Source organism: Pseudomonas lundensis, assembly GCF_015377145.2.
In the GTDB taxonomy this organism is placed as follows: Bacteria; Pseudomonadota; Gammaproteobacteria; order Pseudomonadales; family Pseudomonadaceae; genus Aquipseudomonas; species Aquipseudomonas lundensis.
In genome coordinates this window covers 380,595-399,714 of record NZ_CP062158.2, presented here as the reverse complement: position 1 = coordinate 399,714, position 19,120 = coordinate 380,595, and the positions used below count along the sequence as shown (strand labels likewise).

The window sequence follows — 19,120 nt, the reverse complement described above, 5'->3', positions numbered from 1 at the left end:
GAAGTTTCTGTAGGAAATTTCAGTCTCGGCCGAGAGTTTTTATAAATTGGTTGGGCCAGTCGTTTAAACGGGCAGCCTAAAAAAATGCGACGGATTTTGGCAGCCGCCGCCAGCCGCGCATTTTTACAATGGCGCTCTTCTTCACAGCTGCACGAGAGCGAGTGCCTCTATGGCCAACATCCAGAACCTGCTGGCACCCACCGCGCCACGGGATCGCGAGGTCGAACCGTCGCGCAGCCCCGACCCACGCTTGAGCGGCAGTTTTCAGGGCGAGCGGGTGCACTACGTGTCCACCAGCCAGTCGATGGCCGATGCCGCTGAAGAACTGACGTTCGCGTTTTCCGAGCGGGTGGAAAAGTCACTGGCCAAAAGCAAGATCAGCGACGGGCAAGCGCGCCTGAGCGAAGTTCAGGAGATGCTCGAAGAGTACCTGCACAAGGTGCCCGACCTCGACCGCCAGCAAAAACTCGACACCCTGGTGGCGCAACTGTCCAGCGGGCAGCTCACCCACATGGCGCAGTTCAAGGCCTACCTCAACAGCTTTTCCGGCGAGGTCAGCCACCAGTTTGTGGCGCTGTCGTTTGCGCGTCAGACGCTGGCCGCCAAAACCGACGCCCGCGCGCTGTTGGCGTTGATCGATCAAGCCCTGTTGCAGATGGCCGAAGAACACGGCGCCGCAATTGAAACCGGCCTGAGCATCGGCCCGCTGGCCTTTGAGGCACACGCCCAAGGGCTGGGCGAAGTGCAGGCGCTGCGCGACACCTACCGCGATGCCGTCCTTGATTACAAAGGCCTGTCTGCGGCCTGGCAGGACATTCAGACGCGCTTCGCCAGCTCCGCCATCGAAGGCGTGACAGGGTTCATGATGAAAGCCCTGAGTGCCGATCTGGACAGCCAGCAAGCTCACCTCGACCCGGTCAAGCTGGAGCGGGTGATGAGCGACATGGCCAAGCTGCGAGTGCTGTGCGGCCTGTCGGATCAGGTTCATGCGCTATGGAAAGCGTTGGTCACGGGAGAGCAAGGGCATGGCATACGGGCCTTCTGAACTGATGGGCGATCTGGTCTCACTGGTGGATAAACGCTGGGTCACGGTGCAGGACATTCAGCGCATGGGCCAGTCGATGCCGCTGCACAGCGTGGCCGAACTCATCACCTTCTACCGTGAAATCAAACGCCTGCTGCGCCTGTTGCCCATCGAAACATTTGCCGATGAGGAACAGCGGCACAACCTGCTCAACGCCTGTCAGCTGGCCATGGATCTGGCCATCGATCAGGAAGAGGACGAATGGCAAGCCCAATGAGAACACAGCATGCAGTGGATTGATCAGGCGCTGACCCGGTTCTGTCAGGACATGGGCGTGGCGTTGCCGTCGCCGTTGAGTGACCTGGTGCAGCTGGAATTCGAGCACGCAGGCACCCTGCAACTGGAGCGGCATGCCCACGGGCTGACGCTCTGGCTGGCGCTGGAGCTGCCGTGGCATCAGGCGCATCAGGGCATGCTGCGCGCCCTGTCGCGTTGTTACAGCCGGGCCGCGCCCCCGTTGCCGCTGCGCTGTGGTTGGGCGGGCGAATCGCGCCTGCTGCTGTTTATCACCCTGGAGGCGCGGCGGGTCACGGTGCCGGTGTTGCATCAAGCACTGCGCACGCTGATCGCCGTGCGTGAAGAAGTGCTGGCCCCGTGAGTCGCATCAGCGGCCTGCATATCGGGATCGAGCACCTCAGCGAAGTCGACAGCGCCCATGACCTGGCCGGGCTGCCCGAGCGCTATGTGTTGCCGCCGGACGGCCACAGTGTGGAGGCGCATTTCGATGCCTTGTACCCGGCCCGTCGTGCCGAACAGCAATGGCTGGATCTGGCACGCCCCTCCCGGCATTTTCACGAACTGCTGCGCCCCCAGGCGTTTCGCCAGGCCCTCGCCCAATTACGCCAGACCCTGGAAGCGTCGCCGGACCCTCACCTGCACGCGGCGGCACAGCTGATTGCCGCGCGCAGTGACGACGAGCAACTGCTGCACGTGGCGCTGAATTTGTTGCACAAGGTATGAGTGACATGAGCTTGAAACCGGTTGAGCAAACCCTGCTGTTGCTGCTCGGATGGGTGCAACTGCAATGCGCCCAACCGGGCCGCGCCCGCACGTTTTTTGAAGCCCTGCTCAGTGCAGAACCCCGCCAACGCGACGCGCGCAAGGCGCTGGTGGTGGCATTGCTGCAACTGGACCTGGGCGCCCAGGCCCAACAGCACTGTGAGCAATTGCTGGCCGACGGCGAACAGGACCCGGCACTCTGGGCCTGCCTGAGCCGTGCGCGCCAGCTGCAAGGCCAACTGGAACAGGCCCGCGCCGATTACGAGCACTTCCTTGCCCTGCGGGATACCCATGCCTGAACTCACGGAGTTTCTGACCCGCCTCGGCGCCCGTAAAGACATCATGCTGGCAATCATGCTGCTGGCGGTGGTGTTCATGATGGTGTTGCCGCTGCCGCCGTTTTTGCTGGACATCCTGATCGCGATGAACATCACCATTTCGGTGGTGCTGATGATGATGTCGGTCTACATAAACTCGCCCTTGCAGTTCTCGGTGTTCCCCGCAGTGCTGCTGATTACCACGCTGTTCCGGCTGGCGCTGTCGGTCAGCACCACGCGGATGATCCTGCTCGAAGCGGACGCCGGGAAGATCGTCGAAACCTTTGGCAACTTCGTGGTCGGCGGCAACCTCGTGGTGGGCTGCATTCTGTTTTTGATCATCACCATCGTGCAGTTTCTGGTTATAACCAAAGGCGCGGAACGCGTGGCCGAAGTGAGCGCACGCTTCTCGCTGGACGCCATGCCCGGTAAGCAAATGAGCATCGACGGCGACATGCGCGCCGGGGTCATCGACGTCAACGAAGCCCGCGAGCGACGCTCGATGATCGAGAAGGAAAGCCAGATGTTCGGCTCGATGGACGGCGCCATGAAGTTCGTCAAAGGCGACGCCATCGCCGGGCTGATCATCATCTTCGTCAACATCCTGGCCGGCATCACCATCGGCGTCACACAAAAAGGCATGACCGCCGCCGATGCCTTGCAGCTGTACTCGGTACTGACCGTGGGCGACGGCATGGTCACGCAGATCCCGGCGCTGTTGATCGCCATCACGGCGGGGATCATCGTCACCCGCGATTCGTCAGACACGTCAACCGATCTGGGCAGCGACATCGGCGATCAGGTCGTGGCGCAGCCCAAGGCATTGATGATCGGGGGCGTACTGTTGGTGCTGTTCGGGCTGATTCCGGGCTTCCCGACCGTAACCTTTTTCGCCCTGGCATTACTGGTGGGCGGCGGCGGTTACTGGATGGTGCTGCGCCAGCGCAGTGCCGCGGCGGCAGGCGAAGCCCACGACCTGCCCACGCTGCTGGCACAAGGGGCGGGCGCGCCTTCGGTCAAGCCTCGCGGCAAGCCTTCGCCCGGCAAAACCAAGGGCGGGCGCCTGAGTGACAAGGAAGAGTTCGCCATGACCGTGCCGTTGCTGATCGACGTCGACGCCAGCCTGCAGCAGAGCCTGGAAGGCTACTCGCTCAATGAAGAACTGGTGCGGGTACGGCGCGCCCTGTACCTGGATTTCGGGGTGCCGTTTCCAGGGATTCACCTGCGTTTCAATGAAGGCTTGAAAGACGGTGACTACCTGATCCAGCTTCAGGAAGTGCCTGTCGCGCGGGGCCGCCTGCGCCCGGCGCAGCTGTTGGTGCAGGAACGCAGCAACCAGTTGGAACTGTTGGGGGTGCCGTTCGAAGAAGGCGACCCGGTGCTGCCGGGCCAGCCCACGCTGTGGGTTGGCGAAGAACACCGGCCACGCCTTGAGCGGGCAGGTTGCAGCGTGTTGAGCATGGACCAGGTGCTGACCTGGCACTTGTCCCACGTGCTGCGCGAATACGCCGAAGACTTTATCGGGATTCAGGAGACCCGCTACCTGCTCGAACAGATGGAGCACAGCTACGCCGAACTGGTGAAGGAAGCCCTGCGCATCATCCCCTTGCAGCGCATGACCGAAATCCTCCAGCGGCTGGTGGGCGAAGACATTTCCATCCGCAACCTGCGTTCGATCCTCGAAGCCATGGTGGATTGGGGACAGAAGGAAAAGGATGTGGTGCAGCTCACCGAATACATCCGCAGCAGCCTCAAGCGCTACATCTGCCACAAGTACTCGAGCGGCAACAACATCTTGCCCGCCTACTTGCTCGACCAGCAGGTGGAGGAACAGATTCGCGGCGGCATCCGCCAGACCAGTGCGGGCAGTTACCTGGCGCTGGACCCGGCCGTGACCCAGGCGTTTTTACAGCAAGTGCGCCAAACCGTAGGCGACCTGTCCGGCATGCAGAGCAAGCCGGTGCTGATTGTTTCAATGGACATTCGCCGCTACGTGCGCAAGTTGATTGAAAGCGATTACTACGGGTTGCCGGTGCTGTCGTATCAGGAGCTGACGCAGCAAATCAACATTCAGCCCTTGGGCAGGATTGCCATGTGAACCGCGACCCGCTGTGTGACTGGTTCGAGCAAAGCGGCCGGGGCGTGCGCCCGCACTTTCTGCGCAACACAGGCCTTCAGTTGGGCTGGCAATTTATGTCTGGCGGTTGCGAAGTCGCGTGGCGCTGCGAGGGCGCGCGGGTGTGGATTGTGATGTTTCGCCGCCTCGACGAACGCCTCGGCCTGGCCAACCCCTTTGCGCCTTTGTATCTACTGGCCGAAGCGGCGCGCTGCGTACTACCGCCCCCGGCCTCGCTGTACGGGAATGTCGAGGTACTGGCCCACAGCCCGCTGGCGGCTGCGCGCCTGGGCCGTTTCTATCAGCGCTGGGCGGGTGCCCATCAACCGCAACCCGGCTGGTTCGAGCTGGACGTAAGCCGCGTGTGCTCGCTACAGCACATGCGAAAACGACAAAAACTCGACCGTGCCTGACAGGAAGCCGTGCGCGCTATCCCTACTATAGAGCGCATGAACAAAGACCCTGCCCCCCTCGCCACGACCGTCCAGGCCGCCCGGCTGGCCATTGAAAACAATGCCCAGCGCGGCCGCCTGCTGTCTGAAATGTGGGAAGGCCTGGGGCTGTCTCCCGAGGTGCGTGACCGGGTGTTTCGTCCCGGCCACGACCGTTTGATACAGGCCGCCGAGCAAGAGCTGCTCAAGGAAGTCGAGCGCATGCGCGCCGCCCAACGACCTGTCGCCCAAGCAGGCAGCCGCGTGCGGCGCCCTGCCCGGATGCGCGGGCTTATGGTTTAAGGACTCAGCATGAGCATTTCCCATTACAGCAAAACCACGCCGTTTCTCAGCGACCTGAACGGTGCGTCGCTGGACCAATTGCGCGGCAAAGACACCCACGCGCTGGCCGACCTGCAACAGACACTGGGCAGGCTGAATATCCGCGTCACCCATGACGGCACGCCCCTGACCCAGGAGCAGATGACCAAGGTGCTGGCGTACCTGTTGCCACCCCAGGCGCAGGTTGCCAACGGCTGGTACGCGAGCCAGACCCAAAGCGGGCTTGAGGCGGTGAAAAAGACCCTGGCCGCTTACGCCAAGGCACACCCTGCCACGCCATGGCCGCTGAGCGATTTTCTGGCGCTGACCCATGCCGACCTGACATCCGACACGCTCGACGATGACGTGATCGACGTGTACGTCGCCGTCATGGAGCAACAGGACGCCAAGCGCCTCACGCTGCGCGACGAGTTGACATCGCTGACCGGCGAGCTGTCGATCTACAGCGTGGTGCAGGCGCAGATCAACGCGCGCTTATCCTCCAAAAGCGCCATCAACATTGAAGACACCTCGGCCACAACCGGTCTGAACCTGCTGGACAAGACGCTGTACGGCTACAGCGAGGACAGCCGCTGGCTGAAAAGCGCCGAGTACGCCTTGTTGACCGGGATGGACACCGGCAAAGGCAAGACCCGCATCAGCATCAAGGACTTTTTGAGCGGCGTGCCCAAAGAAAGCGGCGCCATCAAGGCCGTCGATTTGAAGCGCGACTACCCCTTCGAAAAAGATAACAACCCGGTCGCCAACCTGGCCACGACGGTGGGTGATCGCGCGCGGCCGCTGAACGACAAAGTGAGCGAAAAAACCACCCTGCTCAACGATGTCAGCTCGCGCTACAACGCCGCCATCGAAGCGCTTAACCGCTTTGTGCAAAAGCACGACAGCCTGCTGCGCGACATTCTCAATGCCATTTAAAGGAACGCCCATGACCCAGCCCACCCAAGACGCCTGCGAGCAGGAAATGGAAGCGTTTTTGCGCGACGGCGGCACCCTCGCCATGCTCAAGGACGTGTCGGCCGACAGCCTGGAGCAACTCTATTCGCTGGCGTTCAACGACTATCAGGCCGGCAAGTGGGACAGCGCCCACAAGGTGTTTCAGGCGCTGTGCATGCTCGACCATTACGACGTGCGGTTCTTCCTCGGGCTGGGCGCATGCCGTCAGTCCATGGGGCAGTTCGAGCTGGCGTTGCAGAGTTACAGCTACGGCGCGGTGATTGACGTCAACGAGCCACGATTCCCGTTTCACGCTGCTGAGTGCCACCTGCAACTGGGTGATCTCGACGGAGCCGAAAGTGGCTTCTATTCGGCCCGGGCCCTGGCCGCAGCCCAACCTGCACACGCGGCGCTGGCCGAGCGTGCAGGCGCTTTACTGGAAGCCGTCCTCATCAGAAAGGATCAACACCATGATTGCATCAGCGATTGATCGCAACGGGCTCACGCCGGGGGCAGCCTCGACTGCCGAACCGGACGGGCCCAAACGTGCAGAACGCGAACACGACGTCACCGTCAGCCGGGTCCAGGCACAGGCGTGGTCCGCTGTCCCGTCGCAGGGCGTGCAATTGCCCGCCCCTGCTCCCGGCGTTGCCCACAGCCTGCAACCGCAGACGCTGGCCAACATCAAACAGTTGGTCAGCACGGTCATTCACGACAGTAGCCGCCTGACACAACAACTGCTTGTCGCAGTACCCCGCCTTGCCGCCGCACGCCTGAGCTCGCCGCAAGCGTTCGAGATTGAACTGTCCCGCATCACCAGCGAGCTGGGAAGCGCGCAAAAAGCCAACAAACTGGAAGACATCAAGCGGGCGCGCGAGCAGAACCTGCAAAAGATGGACGACAACCAGAAGAAGATTCAAGAGTCGCAAGACGCTGCCAAAGAGGCCCAGAAATCGGGCCTTGCAGCCAAGATTTTTGGGTGGGTCAGTGCCGTGGCCTCGATCATCGTGGGCCTCATCATGGTCGCCACCGGCGCAGGCGCAATTGCTGGCGCGCTGATGATCGCCGGCGGGGTCATGGGCATTGTGTCCCAGTCCGTGCAGGCCGCTGCGGCGGCGGGCTTGATCAGTAAAGAGACGATGGAAAAACTCGGCCCGGTGTTGATGGGCATTGAAATCGCCGTGGCCCTGATGGCCGCCGTGGCCAGTTTTGGCGGCACAGCAGTGGCGGGCGTGGCCAAACTGGGCGCGAAGATGGGCACTAAAGTGGCAGAACTCACGGCCACGATTGCCAGCAAAGTCACTGAATTTGGCAGCAAGTTTGGCACCGTGGCGAGCCTGTCCATGTCCCATGGCGCCAAGCTCGGCGTGCAAGTGGCCGACGTCACACTGGACGTGGCCAACGGCGCCTCTCAGGCCGTCAACAATAGCTATCAGGCCCACGCAGCCCTGCGCCAGGCCGACGTGCTGGAGAACCGCGCAGAGCTGAGCGCGTTTCAAGCCGTGATCGACATCCTGCGCGAAGAACTGACCCGCATGGTCGAGGCGTTTACCCAGGTCATGGAACAGATTTTCCAGATGATCAACGCCAAGGGCGACCTGCTGCATAACTTGTCCAGCCGCCCTGCGGCCATTTGAGGAGCCCCCATGATGATTGATATGAGTGTCAGCCCTCGGGCATTGAGTGACGTCGCTTCCAGCGGCCCGGTTGAAAAGAGCGCTGCCCCGGTGAGCCGCGAGACGGCTCACCGGGCCGCCGATGTGTCGGCCCCTGCCACCTCACCGGCGGGCAGCATCGAGCTGGTCAAACCTGCACAACACTTCAACCCCGCCACGCTGGGCAAAGTCACCCGCGAACTGGACACCACCGTTGAGCTGATGGTGTTGCTGTTTCGTATCGCGCAAAAGGCCCGGGAGCTGGGCGTGCTGCAACGCGACAGCGAAAACACGGCGATTATCGAGGCACAGAAATCCCAGGTCACCGAGATGCGTTCGGGCGCCAACCTGATGATTGCCATGGCAGTGATCTCCGGCATCATGGCCGTCGGCACGGCGATCATCGGCGCGGTGGGCGCGAGCAAAAATGGCAAGGCCATCAAGCAGGAAGGGCAACTGGAAAAGTCCATTGCCGGGCGCAACGAACTGATCGACGCCAAGATGCAATCACTGGGCAAAACGTCGGACGCCGATCGCAAAACCGTCGGCGCTGTTTGGGAGCAGGCCCAAGCGTTCGATAGCGAACTGCTGACTAAAACCGGGAGAAAAATAGACACCCGCACTACCACTTACCAGGCGATGAACAGCGTTAATCAGTCACTGGGGCAGATGGCCAATACTTCGGTACAAGTCAGGCAAGGACACATTCAGGCCAACGCCAAAGAGGACGAAGTTGAGGCGTCAATTGCACAAAGTCGCAAACAGATAGTTGATGAACAATTGAGTTATAACTCTAACTCCATGAAAGAGCTGATTCAGACACTTCATGAACTTTCTCAGAACTACGTAGCCGCCTGGAAAGCAGCGGCGGCGATTGTTTGATCGATTGATGCGAGTAAGAAAAAAGCCACTGAGATGTGGCTTTTTTCTTAAAAGATAAGTCTACCAGTGACAAAATCAGGTTGTGGCCTGGTGCTAGCATTCGCCTGGTACGAGGAGACAAGCATGGATTTAACGATCAGGGTTAATCGGCTGCTGGCCGAATTTGCCAATCGCAGTGGGTTGCCCGCCTTGTCGCTCGACGCAGACGGGGTCGCGACGTTGCTGTTTGATGAACAGTTACACGTGACGCTGGTGCTTTTGGGTGGCCGTGATCGGCTGGTCATGGAAGCCAATGTGGCCGGTCTGGACACATTGGGGGAAGGCATCTTCCGTCAATTGGCGAGTTTTAATCGCCGCTGGTATCGGTTCGACCTGCATTTCGGGTTTGACGAGCAAACCGGTCAAGTGCAGTTGTACGCCCAGTTGCCAGCCGCCGAGCTGACGCTGGAAAACTTCGAGCGCACGTTGGCCAACCTGCTTGACCACGCCGAGTTCTGGCAGCAATTGCTGCCCGGCCACGTGCGTGTCACGCCGCCGGCGGCCCAGCCTGCAGGCATGCGAGTGTGAGCCTGTGATGAAGATCGAAAGCGCGGGCATTGCGCCGTTATCCGCGAATGAAGGCCCGACAGAGGTGGGCCATTTCAACGGCCGTGCGCTGACGCCGGGGGCCAACCCCGCTCAGGCGCAGATCACGTTGGCCGAGCTGCTGGACTGGCTCGGCACCGAGTTGCAGACCAGCCCTCACAGCGAGCAACGGCTGCAACGGTTACTGGACGGCGACATCACGCCCTTGCATGAGCGCCGGGTCCGGTTGCCATGAAGCGCGCGGCGATGGGCGCACTGCTGGTCAGTGCCTTGTCGGGGTGTATCAGCCAGCCCGCCGCCCCTGCACACACGCTGGACCTCACAGGGAACGTGAGCAGCTGCCTGGTGTTGACCCGGGCGGCTTATGTGCGTGTTCGCCTGTATGAAGTGGTGGCCGGGCAACCGCGAATGGTCGCGAAGTCGGACTATCGGGTCAGCGCCCTGCCGCTGGGGTTCAGTTTTCACGTCCCCGCTGCGACGGATCGCCAGTGGTTGATCAGAAGTGAGTTGGCGTGGTCCGAGGCCGGTTCGGTTCAGGCACGCGGGTGGCGACAGGTTGTGCCCGGCCAAGCGGCGCAGCTGCAGTTGACCCCTTTAACGTGCTATCCGAACTGCCGGATAAACACACCTTGGTAACACCGTGTTGCAAGTCTGGTTATAAATAATTAAACGATTTCGGCACGCAGCCGAAACACCAACAGTTCGAATCATATTGAGCGGTTCATTGAATAAGAGTAACTATTCTAAATTTGAATAATTACTCTTATTCATGACCTGGCTTGCTTTCAAGAATTTGCTATATGCGAATGACCGCATGTGCATGGAGATAGAGTGTGCTCATACGTCTGTCAGTAATGACGCGTCAATACGCCGCACACGTTCAGGATCACTACCTATGCAAGGTGCCAGTTTACGTGGCCAACGAATAACGCAGTGTCGATGGTGTATGCCCACCTTCGAATTCAAGTCCAACCCCGAAGAAGGAATTGCCGTACTTATTGAAGGTGAACTGATTGTTCAAGATGTCTGCACCACGTTGCGCATTGCGCCCGGTGAAATGATATTTGCCCGACGCGGTAATTACGTCGTGAGCACTGAAGGTCAGGAGAGTCGCATTCTGTGGATTCCGTTAACGGTTACGCGCTTGCAAAGTTTTATACAGCGCTTCGGCGCGTTGCTCAGCGAAGTTGAGCGCTGTGAAGAACCCAGCAGCGGGATGATCGCGTTTGCCAGCACCCCGTTGCTGGCCGACTGTGTCAAAGGGATCAAAGCATTACTGGAACACGAGCACCCGCCCGCTCTGGCGGTGTTGCGCATTGAAGAGTTGTTGATGCTGTTTGCATTCAGTCCGCAGGGCCCGGCCTTGATGGCCATGTTGCGCCAGCAGGGCAACCGGCAAGTGGAGCGGTTGCAGGCGTTCATGGAGGCCAATTATTTACAGGAGTGGCGCCTGAGCGAATTCGCCCGCGAGTTCGGCATGGGCCTGACCACGTTCAAGGAGTTGTTCGGTTCGGTCTACGGCGTCTCGCCCAGGGCCTGGATCAGTGAGCGGCGCATTCTGTACGCGCACCATTTGCTGCTCAACAGCGAGATGAGCATTGTCGACATTGCCATGGAAAGCGGGTTTTCCAGCCAGTCGTATTTCACCCAGAGTTACCGTCGTCGATTTGGCTGTACCCCCAGCCGTTCGCGGCAGGGCAAAGAATAGCCCCGGACTAAAAAAAACTGACGTTTATTGCAAGTCACTCGCGCCACTCACCCGTAAGATTGACCCGCAACGCAGGCCCCTGATGTGCGTGTCACGAAACAAAACAGTCAAGGCAGAGAATGAGCCAGGAAGACCCTAATCAAAGTCCCCGCCAAGGGATGTTCGCCGGCCGGCGCGTCTCTGTCGTGAGCCAGGATGCTCGTGCGCGGGGAAGTGTCGCCGGTTGTATTTCGGGCAAGATTTACCGTGATAGCGACATCATCAGCGCCCGGCAACTGATGCTCATGCAACGCCTGTTGCCCCGCGAGCAATTGGAGCAACTGTTTCAATCCCATTGGTTACAGCAGCGTCTGGCCCGCGGCATGGCCCTGGAACGCGGGGATGTGCAGTTGGTGTTGCGCAAGGCCAGCGAACAAGGCGAGAACTGGTGTAACTGGCTGGGCGACCGCATCAACCTGGCCTGCCCGCAAACCCTGATCGACTGGGTATTGCTGCCGGTGTACAGCTGGTGGGAAAGCCTGTTTGACGAAGCCATTCCCAGCTGGCGCGCTTCGTTGATCGAGTTCGAAACCCAGTCGCGGCAATTGCGCATCAAGGCGCAATTCTGGCGTCAGGCCACCGATGCCGACCCGCAACTGGTCGACGAGGAGCTGCAAGCCGTCGCTCGCCGCCAAGCTGAAACCGAAATCGAAATAGCCGCGCTGGCACGCAAGCTGGGCGCCATTTCCGAACAGGCCCGCGCAGCGTGGCCCAACTGGCATCAAGGCGTGGCCGTGCTGCTGGCCGATGGCAAGCTGGACGGTTTTTCACCGGTGCCGCTGGCGCTTATTTCCCTGTGGGAACCCCTGATCAGGCTCGACGCAGACGCCAGCGCTGCCGACGCCGTGCAGCACTGGCTGCACGAACGCAGCCTGTGTCAGGCCCAGGATCACTTTTACTGGCAAGGCGCCTGACCAACCGCGGCACTGAGGACTCATGGAACGTTTACTGACTGGATTGGCCGCGCGAACCGGCCAAGGGCCTTTTGTTGCCGATCAAACAGGTGCCTACCACCTGCGCATCGATGGCCACAGCCTGTTTCTGGCCCGCCAGGGTGCAGACCTGATCGTCCATAGCCCGCTGGACTGGCAAGCCCGTGCCGACGCAGCGGGGCAGCGCGAGGTGTTGCGCGACGTGCTGGAACACGTGACCCGCTGGAGCCGCCACTACCCCCAAGCCCTGGTGCTGGACGAAAACGACCACCTGCTGCTCGAAGCCCGCCTTGAGTTCGCCCCCCTTGAGCTGGATGAACTTGAGCGTGTGCTGGCAGCGCAGGTGGGCATTCTTGAGTCCCTCAAGCCCGGTTTGCAGCAGGCTGAGCGCCCACCGCAGTGGACACCCACCTTATGGCGCCCATGAAGTGGCTGCGCGTTGCCGCCTGGCTGCTGGCCAGTGCCGCCTGCCCCGCCACGGCTCAGGAACTGGACTGGGCGCCGGTGCCTTACCACTACGTGGCGCAGGGTGAAAACCTGCGCGATGTGCTGATTAACTTCGGGGCCAATTACGACAGCCCGGTGATTGTCAGCGACAAGGTCAACGATCAAGTCAGCGGCCGTTTCGACCTGCCGACGCCACAAGCCTTTTTGCAACAGATGACCGCGCTCTACAACCTGATCTGGTACTACGACGGCGCGGTGCTGTACGTCTTCAAAAGCACGGAAATGCAGTCGCGGCTGATCAAGCTCGAACAGGTCACCGAGTCCGACCTGCAAGAGGCGTTACAAGCCGCGGGCGTGTGGGAGCCGACATTCGGCTGGCGTTCGGGCGGCGATGGACGGCTGGTCTATGTGTCAGGCCCGGCCCGATACCTGGAACTGGTAGAGCAGACCGCGCAGGCGCTGGAACAACAATCCACCCTGCGCAGCGAAAAGACCGGCGACGTGTCGGTGGAAATCTTTCCCCTCAAATACGCGTCGGCCGAAGACCGCCAAATCAAGTACCGCGAGGACGACATTCAGGCGCCGGGCGTGGCCACCATTCTGGCCAACGTGCTGGGTGACGCCAATGTGGTGTCGGTGGACGGCCAGGCGAACGGCAGCCGCGCACCGCTGCGCTCCGGGCGCGCGGTGATTCAGGCCGAACCGTCATTGAACGCGATCGTGGTGCGCGACAGCGCCGAACGCATGCCCATGTACAAACGCCTGATTGAAGCGCTGGACCGGCCTTCGGCGCGCATCGAAGTCGCGCTGTCGATTGTCGACATCAACGCCGAAAACCTTGCCGAACTCGGGGTCGACTGGCATGTGGGGATTGGGCTGGGGCCAAAGAAAGTCATCGACATCCGCACCAGCGGCTCCGGCGCACCCGGCGCGCAAGCCCCTGGCGCAAGCCTGGTCGACAGCCGCGGCCTCGACTTTTTGATGGCCCGCGTCACCCTGCTGCAAAGTCAGGGCCGCGCTCAGGTGGGGTCGCGCCCGACCTTGCTGACGCAGGAAAACACCCTCGCGGTGATCGATCACAGCGAAACCTATTACGTGAAAGTGACCGGCGAACGCGTCGCTGAACTGAAGTCCATCACCTACGGCACCATGTTGAAAATGACCCCGCGGGTGGTTCAGTTAGGGGAAAAACCGGAGATCAGCCTGAGCCTGCACATCGAAGACGGCAGCCAAAAACCCAATAGCTCCGGCCCCGAAGGCATCCCCACCATCAACCGTACCGTGGTCGACACCGTGGCCCGCGTCGGCCATGGCCAAAGCCTGTTGATTGGCGGGATCCACCGCGACGAACTCAGCGAAGGCGTGCGCAAAGTGCCGTTACTGGGGGACATTCCGTACCTTGGCGCCTTGTTCCGGTTTCAGTCCAACACCGTGCGGCGCTCGGTGCGCCTGTTTCTGATCGAACCGCGCCTGATTGACGACGGGCTGGCCCATTACGCAGCCTTGGGCAGCCAACGGGGCTACCTCGACGGTTTGCTCAATGTCGATCAACTGTCCAACCAGAGCCTGGAGCTGGCCAACGCGATTGGCGCCACCCAGTGCCAGGCGCTGGCCACCGCGCAATTGCTGCAAAACGCACTGCAACAGGCGGGCAAAAGCTCACGGCTGTCCGCGTGTCGCATGGACGGCGAAAGCCGCGGCTGGCGCGTGATTGAAGGCACGTGCGATGACGCGGCAACGCACTGCGTCCGCCCGCTGAAGCGCCCCTGACATGGGCTGGAAAATCCGGTTCTACAGCGGCTTGAATCAAGGGGCCGAAGTGCCCCTGAGCGCCGGTCGGGTGGTGATCGGTTCAGACCCGCTGAGCGCCGACCTGGTGCTGGTGGACGACGGTATCGCGGCCATGCACCTGTTGCTGGAGGTCGACCCGCAAGGGGTGCGCTTGCTGGAATGGGACGCCGCGTGTGAGCCGACCCAGGACGGCCTGCCCGTGCAGCCGGGCACGGTGTTGCACGCTTTGGCCATGCAGCAATGCGGCCCCTTGAGCTGGGCGTATTGCGCGCAGGAACGCGCCTTCGCGCCGCTGCAACCGGTGATCGGCCGGGCACAGGAACGTCGGGCCCCACGCCACCCTGCACATTGGAGCGGTCGCGTGATGGCGGGGTTGAGCGTGGTGCTGGTGGTGCTGTTGATTGGCTTAATGAGCGACCCGTGGTCCAGCGTCAACCGCAGCACGGCCGGTGAAGATCCGCTGCTGGGGTTGCAGACGTTCTTGAGCGACAAGCCGTATCAGCACGTGCAGATTGAAGCCCCGCAAGCCGATGGCGGTGTGTTGCTGACCGGGTATCTGGATGACAACCGCAGCCGCTTGCTGCTCACCCAATACCTTGAAAAAAGCGGGCTGAGTTATCGGCTGGAATTACGCAGCATGGAAGAAGTGCGTCAGGGCGTGGACTTCATCCTGCAAAAATTCGGCTACTCGCGGGTGCGCAGCACGCCCTCGTCAAAAGCCGGCTGGATCATGCTTGAAGGCGAACTGGCCGAACAGGACGACCACTGGGCCAACATCGACACCCTGCTGATGGCCGACGTGCCCGGCCTGATGGGCGTCGAGAACCGCGTGCGGCTCGCCGGTTCGCACATCAAGCGCCTGGAACAACTGCTCAGCGACGCACACCTGACCTCGGCGCTGAGCTATCGCGATCACGGCGAGCGCATTGAGCTGCGCGGCCAGCTGGATGAGCGCCAGTTGAATGACTTTGCACAACTGCAACGCACGTTCCGCCGCGAGTTCGGCGCCAGCCCGACGCTGGAACTGATTAACCGCTCACGCCGTGGCAGCGCAGAAGAACTGGCCTTCGTGGTGCGCGGCGTGTCACTGGGCAAAGTGCCCTACGTGGTGCTCAACGACAGTCAGAAATACCCGGTAGACGCTTCAACCCCCAACGGCGTTCGCGTGTTGTCGATCACAGACGAAGCGATTGTGGTCAGTCGCGGCAAACAGCAATTCATCATCCACCTCAAGGGACAAACGCAATGATGACCGCATTGGAGGAACGCCTGAGCCGTGAAGGCGCGGGCTATCACGCGCAGGTGCGCGCTACGCTGCAAAGCGCGCAAAACGACTGCAAACAGCGCCTGCAAAAAGGCGCGACGCCTGCGCAGTACCAGCAATGGCAACAGGAGGCGCAGGCACTCGAAGCCGCCCTGAGCATCCTCGACACCCTCAAAGGAGCCTGCTGATGGCCGCCATTTTTGCCAACGACACCACCAACACCCTCGATCAGGTTGCCGAGCAGATCAAAGCGCAGGCGAACACCGCCAACACGGACGTGAAAAACGCCATTACGGCGCTCAGCAACGACAACGGCGATAACCCCGCGGTGTTGGCCGACCTGCAACACAAGCTCAACAAGTGGTCGGTGATCTACAACATCAACTCCACCGTGACCCGCTCCATGAGAGACCTCATGCAGAGCATTTTGCAGAAGATTTGATTATGGACAGTTCATTGAAAGGGCTTTTGGCCGAAGTCGCGCTGGCGGGCACCGGGCACCATTGTCATGCGCAGGCCCTGCACATCGCTGAGTGGCTGGATCAGGTCGAAAAACACTCCGAAGCCGCGTGCCTGATCCGCCTCTGCAGCCTGATGAACCGCGGTGATTATCAACAGGCGTTGCTTGAAGGCCAGGGCAAGGATCAGGACTGGCCCTCGTTGTCGCCCTGGCTGGCGCTGTGCGAATGGCGCCTGGGCATGGGGTCAGCACTGGACCGACGCCTGGCGCACCTGGCGCTCAGCGATGACCCGCGCCTGGTGCAGTTTGCCGAGGGTATGCGTCATCCGGAGCACGCATGAACCCGCTCGACCCCCTGACGCTCAATCGCGGTCTGTCGCCACCGGCTGCCCACCCTGTGCGGTCGGCACAAACGGCCGACACGCACGCCTTTGAACAAGCCATGCACGCGCCCGCCGAGGTGGCGAACCCCGTGAGCCCGGTGGCGCTGCGGGTGCTGAGAACCCTGGACGCCCACCGTGACAACGAGCGCCAGGCGCGTGCGGCACTCAAGGACCTCATCAAACAAGAAGCACCGTTTGCCAAGCAACAGCAAGACGCACTGCTGCGGGTGTTGGGCGAGATCAAACCGCTGCCGGACACCGCCGCCGCGAGCCGCGTCATCAACACCGAGCTCAGGCACGTCATCCCGCTGGCCGGGATGATCGACAACCTGATGCGCTACACCCATAAACCCGACCTGGAGTCGTAATGGACATCAGCCAGATCAGCCAATCGGTGGTTACCAGCCTTGAAGAACTCCAACCGGCCGAAGCCAATGCCGCGCAGGTTGCAGACTTTGATCACGCCATGAGCAACGGGGCCGACAGCCTGGGCGGCAGTTTTTTGAGTGAAATCGGGCACATCAAAGAGCAGTTCACCGAGGCCAAAGAAGCGCTGAAAGTGCAACTGTCGACCCCCGGTGACGACCCCAACAGCCTGATGCAGATGCAGTGGTCGCTGATGCGCATCAGCATGCAGGAAGAACTGATCGCCAAAACCGTCGGACGTATGAGCCAGAACGTCGAAACCTTGATGAAGACCCAATGATGCGCCGTGTTCGAACCGCTTTGAAAACCGTGCAGCGCGGCCTGCTGCTGGCCGCCGTGCTGGCGCTCGCGGGGTGCAAGATCGAGCTGTACGCCGGTGTCAGCCAAAAGGAAGGCAACGAGATGCTAGCCCTGCTGCGCTCCGAAGGCATTTCGGCCGACAAACAGCCGGACAAGGACGGCAAAATCAAATTGCTGGTGGAAGAGTCGGACATCGCTGAAGCCGTGGATGCCCTCAAGCGCAAAGGGTATCCGCGTGAAAGCTTTTCGACACTCAAGGACGTGTTCCCCAAAGACGGGCTGATTTCATCTCCGGTCGAAGAACGGGCGCGCCTGAACTACGCCAAGGCGCAGGAAATCTCCCGCACGCTGTCTGAAATCGATGGCGTGCTGGTGGCGCGTGTGCATGTGGTGTTGCCAGAAGAACGTGACGGGCTGGGCAAGAAGTCCTCACCGGCCTCCGCCTCGGTGTTTATCAAGCACGCTGCGGACATCCAGCTCGACGCCTACATCCCGCAGATCAAACAATTGGTCAACAACGGCATCGAGGGCTTGAGTTACGACCGGATCAGCGTGGTGCTGGTGCCGTCGGCGGACGTGCGTCAGGTGCCCTTGGCACCGCATTACGACACCCTGTTTTCGATTCAAGTCACCGAAGATTCCCGGGGGCGGCTGATCGGCCTGTTTGGCGTGATGGTCGCCCTGCTGCTGGTGAGCAATGCGGCGCAGTTCATGTGGCACCGGACTCAAGCATGACCCGCTGCCTGACGCCCTATCAGCTGCGCTTCTGCCCGGCCCGCTACATTGACGAGGGGCACGTGCCCACGGCCTTGCTGGCAGTGCGCAAGGCGCTGCCGGACTGGCGCCAGCGCAGTGCAATCAACGCCTGGTTGCTCAATGAACTGGGGTTGCCGACTGACTACCAAATGCCTCCCCGGCTCGGCGGCTTGGCGCTGTTCGGGCAAGTCGCGCTGCAGCATACCCTGCGTTGCCTGGGCGGCCTGTTGCATGGGCAGGCGTTGCGCCAGGCGTTGACCGCCAACGCGGCGCAACGGGTCCGCGCGGCGCTGGGTGAAACCGGTCACCGGTATTGCCTGCAACAGCTGGACGTGATCATCGGTCCATGGCCGACGGGCTGGCAGGGCACGTTGCCGGACGGCGACCTGGGGGGCTATCTGCAAACCTGCGGTCTGGAGTTCTGGCTCAGTGCAGCCGGTGACATCGACAGCGGCTGTGCCCGGCGCTTGCGTGTACGCCTGCCGCCGGGGCCGCCCTCGCGTTACGCCGCGTTACCCGCCGAAAACCCCGCGCTGGCGCAGGCGCTGTGCCTCAAAGTTGCTCGACAGGTGAGTCCGGAATGTTGCCATTTATTGAAATAAAAAGTGATCAAGTGCTCTTGGCGCCAGATCAAGTGGTGCTGCGCAGTGCCGACTATCAGGCCTACCTGACCGCCAATCAGTTGGTGGAACTGGCCCGGGAACGGGCGCAAGCCATCGAGCAAGGCGCGCGGGACGTCTACGAACAACAAAAGGCCCTGGGCTGGCAGGCGGGCGTCGACGAGGCGCGCACCTCGCAGGCAACGTTGATCCAGGAAACCTTGCAGCAATGCAACCAGTACTACCGCGCGGTCGAGCAAAAGATGAGCGATGTGGTGCTGCACGCGGTGCGCAAGATCCTCAAGCAGTACGACAACACCGAGCTGGCGCTGAGCGTGACCCGCGAAGCGTTATCGTTGGTCAGCAATCAGAAACAAGTGATCCTGCACGTCCAGCCCGAGCAAGTGAGCGCTGTGCGCGAGCGCGTCTCGCACATCCTCAAGGACTTCCCGGAAGTGGGGTATGTGGACGTAGTGGCCGACGCCCGGCTGGACGAAGGCGGCTGCATTCTGGAGACCGAAATCGGCATCATCGACGCCAGTGTCGACGGGCAATTGGCAGCGCTGGCAACGGCCCTGACACAATCCCGTGAGCGCTGAAAACTCGGCGCAGCACCGGCAGGCGAGGTGGTGAGCGTCATTCCTTTTCAAGGCGCTCGTGCAAAGTGACAA

At 61.3% G+C, this 19,120-nt stretch carries 28 protein-coding genes; all 28 read left to right on the top strand.

Annotated features, from left to right (window positions below; genetic code table 11):
• Window positions 1-169: 169 nt before the first annotated feature.
• The 28 genes from sctW to IF654_RS02045 all read left to right on the top strand — a co-directional run bounded on the left by sctW (window position 170) and on the right by IF654_RS02045 (window position 19,048).
• On the top strand, window positions 170-1,045 hold the full coding sequence (sctW, locus tag IF654_RS02180) for a type III secretion system gatekeeper subunit SctW (RefSeq protein WP_194862800.1): 876 nt from the start codon (window positions 170-172) through the stop codon (window positions 1,043-1,045).
• Window positions 1,026-1,301: a TyeA family type III secretion system gatekeeper subunit gene (locus IF654_RS02175; RefSeq protein ID WP_047278258.1), complete on the top strand. Its 276-nt coding sequence runs from the start codon at window positions 1,026-1,028 to the stop codon at window positions 1,299-1,301. Before sctW ends, IF654_RS02175 begins: the two co-directional genes overlap by 20 nt.
• A 9-nt stretch (window positions 1,302-1,310) precedes the next feature.
• A complete protein-coding gene (gene sycN / locus IF654_RS02170) occupies window positions 1,311-1,682 on the top strand; it encodes a type III secretion chaperone SycN (protein ID WP_047278260.1) in 372 nt (123 codons plus the stop codon).
• Window positions 1,679-2,044: a type III secretion apparatus assembly protein SctX gene (gene sctX, locus IF654_RS02165; RefSeq protein ID WP_047278262.1), complete on the top strand. Its 366-nt coding sequence runs from the start codon at window positions 1,679-1,681 to the stop codon at window positions 2,042-2,044. Before sycN ends, sctX begins: the two co-directional genes overlap by 4 nt.
• Window positions 2,045-2,049: 5 nt before the next feature.
• Window positions 2,050-2,382 (top strand): type III secretion apparatus assembly chaperone SctY, encoded by a 333-nt coding sequence (gene sctY, locus IF654_RS02160; protein ID WP_047278264.1) that lies wholly within the window; start codon window positions 2,050-2,052, stop codon window positions 2,380-2,382.
• Entirely contained in the window at window positions 2,375-4,498 is a 2,124-nt protein-coding gene (gene sctV / locus IF654_RS02155; RefSeq protein WP_194862801.1) for a type III secretion system export apparatus subunit SctV, read from the top strand. Before sctY ends, sctV begins: the two co-directional genes overlap by 8 nt.
• Window positions 4,495-4,929, top strand: coding sequence for an LcrR family type III secretion system chaperone (locus IF654_RS02150; protein WP_047278268.1), 435 nt, complete (start codon window positions 4,495-4,497; stop codon window positions 4,927-4,929). The genes sctV and IF654_RS02150 overlap by 4 nt, the downstream gene beginning before the upstream one ends.
• Window positions 4,930-4,965: 36 nt before the next feature.
• Entirely contained in the window at window positions 4,966-5,250 is a 285-nt protein-coding gene (locus IF654_RS02145; protein WP_048375375.1) for an LcrG family type III secretion system chaperone, read from the top strand.
• A 9-nt stretch (window positions 5,251-5,259) separates the two neighbouring features.
• Window positions 5,260-6,204, top strand: coding sequence for a virulence-associated V antigen (locus tag IF654_RS02140; protein WP_070414101.1), 945 nt, complete (start codon window positions 5,260-5,262; stop codon window positions 6,202-6,204).
• A 10-nt stretch (window positions 6,205-6,214) separates the two neighbouring features.
• Window positions 6,215-6,712: a SycD/LcrH family type III secretion system chaperone gene (locus IF654_RS02135; protein WP_047278274.1), complete on the top strand. Its 498-nt coding sequence runs from the start codon at window positions 6,215-6,217 to the stop codon at window positions 6,710-6,712.
• Window positions 6,693-7,859: a type III secretion system translocon subunit SseC family protein gene (gene sctE, locus IF654_RS02130; protein ID WP_047281458.1), complete on the top strand. Its 1,167-nt coding sequence runs from the start codon at window positions 6,693-6,695 to the stop codon at window positions 7,857-7,859. The genes IF654_RS02135 and sctE overlap by 20 nt, the downstream gene beginning before the upstream one ends.
• 9 nt (window positions 7,860-7,868) lie before the next feature.
• On the top strand, window positions 7,869-8,759 hold the full coding sequence (locus tag IF654_RS02125) for a YopD family type III secretion system translocon subunit (protein WP_230683752.1): 891 nt from the start codon (window positions 7,869-7,871) through the stop codon (window positions 8,757-8,759).
• A gap of 123 nt (window positions 8,760-8,882) precedes the next feature.
• Complete coding sequence (locus IF654_RS02120; RefSeq protein ID WP_047278277.1) at window positions 8,883-9,326, top strand: type III secretion system chaperone; 444 nt, start codon at window positions 8,883-8,885, stop codon at window positions 9,324-9,326.
• A 7-nt stretch (window positions 9,327-9,333) separates the two neighbouring features.
• The gene (locus tag IF654_RS02115; protein ID WP_047278279.1) at window positions 9,334-9,579 is read left to right on the top strand and encodes a T3SS regulon translocated regulator ExsE family protein; all 246 of its coding nucleotides are present in this window, start codon (window positions 9,334-9,336) and stop codon (window positions 9,577-9,579) included.
• Window positions 9,576-9,980 carry a YscW family type III secretion system pilotin gene (locus tag IF654_RS02110; protein ID WP_194862802.1) on the top strand — a complete coding sequence of 135 codons (405 nt, stop codon included), beginning with the start codon at window positions 9,576-9,578 and terminating at the stop codon, window positions 9,978-9,980. The genes IF654_RS02115 and IF654_RS02110 overlap by 4 nt, the downstream gene beginning before the upstream one ends.
• Window positions 9,981-10,239: 259 nt before the next feature.
• Complete coding sequence (locus IF654_RS02105) at window positions 10,240-11,052, top strand: helix-turn-helix domain-containing protein (RefSeq protein ID WP_047279436.1); 813 nt, start codon at window positions 10,240-10,242, stop codon at window positions 11,050-11,052.
• A gap of 185 nt (window positions 11,053-11,237) precedes the next feature.
• A complete protein-coding gene (locus IF654_RS02100; RefSeq protein WP_269468884.1) occupies window positions 11,238-12,005 on the top strand; it encodes a T3SS regulon anti-activator ExsD domain-containing protein in 768 nt (255 codons plus the stop codon).
• Between the two features lie 22 nt (window positions 12,006-12,027).
• Window positions 12,028-12,450 carry a YscB family type III secretion system chaperone gene (locus tag IF654_RS02095; protein ID WP_095009446.1) on the top strand — a complete coding sequence of 141 codons (423 nt, stop codon included), beginning with the start codon at window positions 12,028-12,030 and terminating at the stop codon, window positions 12,448-12,450.
• Complete coding sequence (gene sctC, locus IF654_RS02090) at window positions 12,447-14,240, top strand: type III secretion system outer membrane ring subunit SctC (protein WP_047283350.1); 1,794 nt, start codon at window positions 12,447-12,449, stop codon at window positions 14,238-14,240. The genes IF654_RS02095 and sctC overlap by 4 nt, the downstream gene beginning before the upstream one ends.
• A 1-nt stretch (window position 14,241) precedes the next feature.
• A complete protein-coding gene (sctD, locus tag IF654_RS02085; RefSeq protein ID WP_194862803.1) occupies window positions 14,242-15,510 on the top strand; it encodes a type III secretion system inner membrane ring subunit SctD in 1,269 nt (422 codons plus the stop codon).
• On the top strand, window positions 15,507-15,713 hold the full coding sequence (locus tag IF654_RS02080; RefSeq protein WP_047296055.1) for an EscE/YscE/SsaE family type III secretion system needle protein co-chaperone: 207 nt from the start codon (window positions 15,507-15,509) through the stop codon (window positions 15,711-15,713). Before sctD ends, IF654_RS02080 begins: the two co-directional genes overlap by 4 nt.
• Entirely contained in the window at window positions 15,713-15,967 is a 255-nt protein-coding gene (gene sctF, locus IF654_RS02075; protein WP_047278292.1) for a type III secretion system needle filament subunit SctF, read from the top strand. The genes IF654_RS02080 and sctF overlap by 1 nt, the downstream gene beginning before the upstream one ends.
• Before the next feature lie 2 nt (window positions 15,968-15,969).
• Window positions 15,970-16,326, top strand: coding sequence for a YscG family type III secretion system chaperone (locus IF654_RS02070; RefSeq protein ID WP_094987259.1), 357 nt, complete (start codon window positions 15,970-15,972; stop codon window positions 16,324-16,326).
• Window positions 16,323-16,736, top strand: coding sequence for a YopR/YscH family type III secretion effector (locus tag IF654_RS02065; RefSeq protein ID WP_052959692.1), 414 nt, complete (start codon window positions 16,323-16,325; stop codon window positions 16,734-16,736). The genes IF654_RS02070 and IF654_RS02065 overlap by 4 nt, the downstream gene beginning before the upstream one ends.
• Complete coding sequence (sctI, locus tag IF654_RS02060) at window positions 16,736-17,074, top strand: type III secretion system inner rod subunit SctI (protein WP_047278294.1); 339 nt, start codon at window positions 16,736-16,738, stop codon at window positions 17,072-17,074. The genes IF654_RS02065 and sctI overlap by 1 nt, the downstream gene beginning before the upstream one ends.
• Window positions 17,074-17,829: a type III secretion system inner membrane ring lipoprotein SctJ gene (gene sctJ, locus IF654_RS02055; protein ID WP_047279190.1), complete on the top strand. Its 756-nt coding sequence runs from the start codon at window positions 17,074-17,076 to the stop codon at window positions 17,827-17,829. The genes sctI and sctJ overlap by 1 nt, the downstream gene beginning before the upstream one ends.
• The gene (locus IF654_RS02050) at window positions 17,826-18,452 is read left to right on the top strand and encodes a SctK family type III secretion system sorting platform protein (RefSeq protein ID WP_194862804.1); all 627 of its coding nucleotides are present in this window, start codon (window positions 17,826-17,828) and stop codon (window positions 18,450-18,452) included. Before sctJ ends, IF654_RS02050 begins: the two co-directional genes overlap by 4 nt.
• Complete coding sequence (locus IF654_RS02045) at window positions 18,431-19,048, top strand: HrpE/YscL family type III secretion apparatus protein (RefSeq protein WP_047281463.1); 618 nt, start codon at window positions 18,431-18,433, stop codon at window positions 19,046-19,048. The genes IF654_RS02050 and IF654_RS02045 overlap by 22 nt, the downstream gene beginning before the upstream one ends.
• Window positions 19,049-19,120 lie beyond the last annotated feature (72 nt).

Excerpts from the sequence above, each read along its gene's own strand:
- sctW (WP_194862800.1), top strand. The coding sequence starts at position 170 with ATGGCCAACATCCAGAACCTGCTGGCACCCACCGCGCCACGGGATCGC.
- IF654_RS02175 (WP_047278258.1), top strand. The coding sequence starts at position 1,026 with ATGGCATACGGGCCTTCTGAACTGATGGGCGATCTGGTCTCACTGGTG.
- sycN (WP_047278260.1), top strand. The coding sequence starts at position 1,311 with ATGCAGTGGATTGATCAGGCGCTGACCCGGTTCTGTCAGGACATGGGC.
- sctY (WP_047278264.1), top strand. The coding sequence starts at position 2,050 with ATGAGCTTGAAACCGGTTGAGCAAACCCTGCTGTTGCTGCTCGGATGG.
- sctV (WP_194862801.1), top strand. The coding sequence starts at position 2,375 with ATGCCTGAACTCACGGAGTTTCTGACCCGCCTCGGCGCCCGTAAAGAC.
- IF654_RS02145 (WP_048375375.1), top strand. The coding sequence starts at position 4,966 with ATGAACAAAGACCCTGCCCCCCTCGCCACGACCGTCCAGGCCGCCCGG.
- IF654_RS02140 (WP_070414101.1), top strand. The coding sequence starts at position 5,260 with ATGAGCATTTCCCATTACAGCAAAACCACGCCGTTTCTCAGCGACCTG.
- IF654_RS02135 (WP_047278274.1), top strand. The coding sequence starts at position 6,215 with ATGACCCAGCCCACCCAAGACGCCTGCGAGCAGGAAATGGAAGCGTTT.
- sctE (WP_047281458.1), top strand. The coding sequence starts at position 6,693 with ATGATTGCATCAGCGATTGATCGCAACGGGCTCACGCCGGGGGCAGCC.
- IF654_RS02125 (WP_230683752.1), top strand. The coding sequence starts at position 7,869 with ATGATGATTGATATGAGTGTCAGCCCTCGGGCATTGAGTGACGTCGCT.
- IF654_RS02120 (WP_047278277.1), top strand. The coding sequence starts at position 8,883 with ATGGATTTAACGATCAGGGTTAATCGGCTGCTGGCCGAATTTGCCAAT.
- IF654_RS02115 (WP_047278279.1), top strand. The coding sequence starts at position 9,334 with ATGAAGATCGAAAGCGCGGGCATTGCGCCGTTATCCGCGAATGAAGGC.
- IF654_RS02110 (WP_194862802.1), top strand. The coding sequence starts at position 9,576 with ATGAAGCGCGCGGCGATGGGCGCACTGCTGGTCAGTGCCTTGTCGGGG.
- IF654_RS02105 (WP_047279436.1), top strand. The coding sequence starts at position 10,240 with ATGCAAGGTGCCAGTTTACGTGGCCAACGAATAACGCAGTGTCGATGG.
- IF654_RS02095 (WP_095009446.1), top strand. The coding sequence starts at position 12,028 with ATGGAACGTTTACTGACTGGATTGGCCGCGCGAACCGGCCAAGGGCCT.
- sctC (WP_047283350.1), top strand. The coding sequence starts at position 12,447 with ATGAAGTGGCTGCGCGTTGCCGCCTGGCTGCTGGCCAGTGCCGCCTGC.
- sctD (WP_194862803.1), top strand. The coding sequence starts at position 14,242 with ATGGGCTGGAAAATCCGGTTCTACAGCGGCTTGAATCAAGGGGCCGAA.
- IF654_RS02080 (WP_047296055.1), top strand. The coding sequence starts at position 15,507 with ATGATGACCGCATTGGAGGAACGCCTGAGCCGTGAAGGCGCGGGCTAT.
- sctF (WP_047278292.1), top strand. The coding sequence starts at position 15,713 with ATGGCCGCCATTTTTGCCAACGACACCACCAACACCCTCGATCAGGTT.
- IF654_RS02070 (WP_094987259.1), top strand. The coding sequence starts at position 15,970 with ATGGACAGTTCATTGAAAGGGCTTTTGGCCGAAGTCGCGCTGGCGGGC.
- IF654_RS02065 (WP_052959692.1), top strand. The coding sequence starts at position 16,323 with ATGAACCCGCTCGACCCCCTGACGCTCAATCGCGGTCTGTCGCCACCG.
- sctI (WP_047278294.1), top strand. The coding sequence starts at position 16,736 with ATGGACATCAGCCAGATCAGCCAATCGGTGGTTACCAGCCTTGAAGAA.
- sctJ (WP_047279190.1), top strand. The coding sequence starts at position 17,074 with ATGCGCCGTGTTCGAACCGCTTTGAAAACCGTGCAGCGCGGCCTGCTG.
- IF654_RS02050 (WP_194862804.1), top strand. The coding sequence starts at position 17,826 with ATGACCCGCTGCCTGACGCCCTATCAGCTGCGCTTCTGCCCGGCCCGC.
- IF654_RS02045 (WP_047281463.1), top strand. The coding sequence starts at position 18,431 with ATGTTGCCATTTATTGAAATAAAAAGTGATCAAGTGCTCTTGGCGCCA.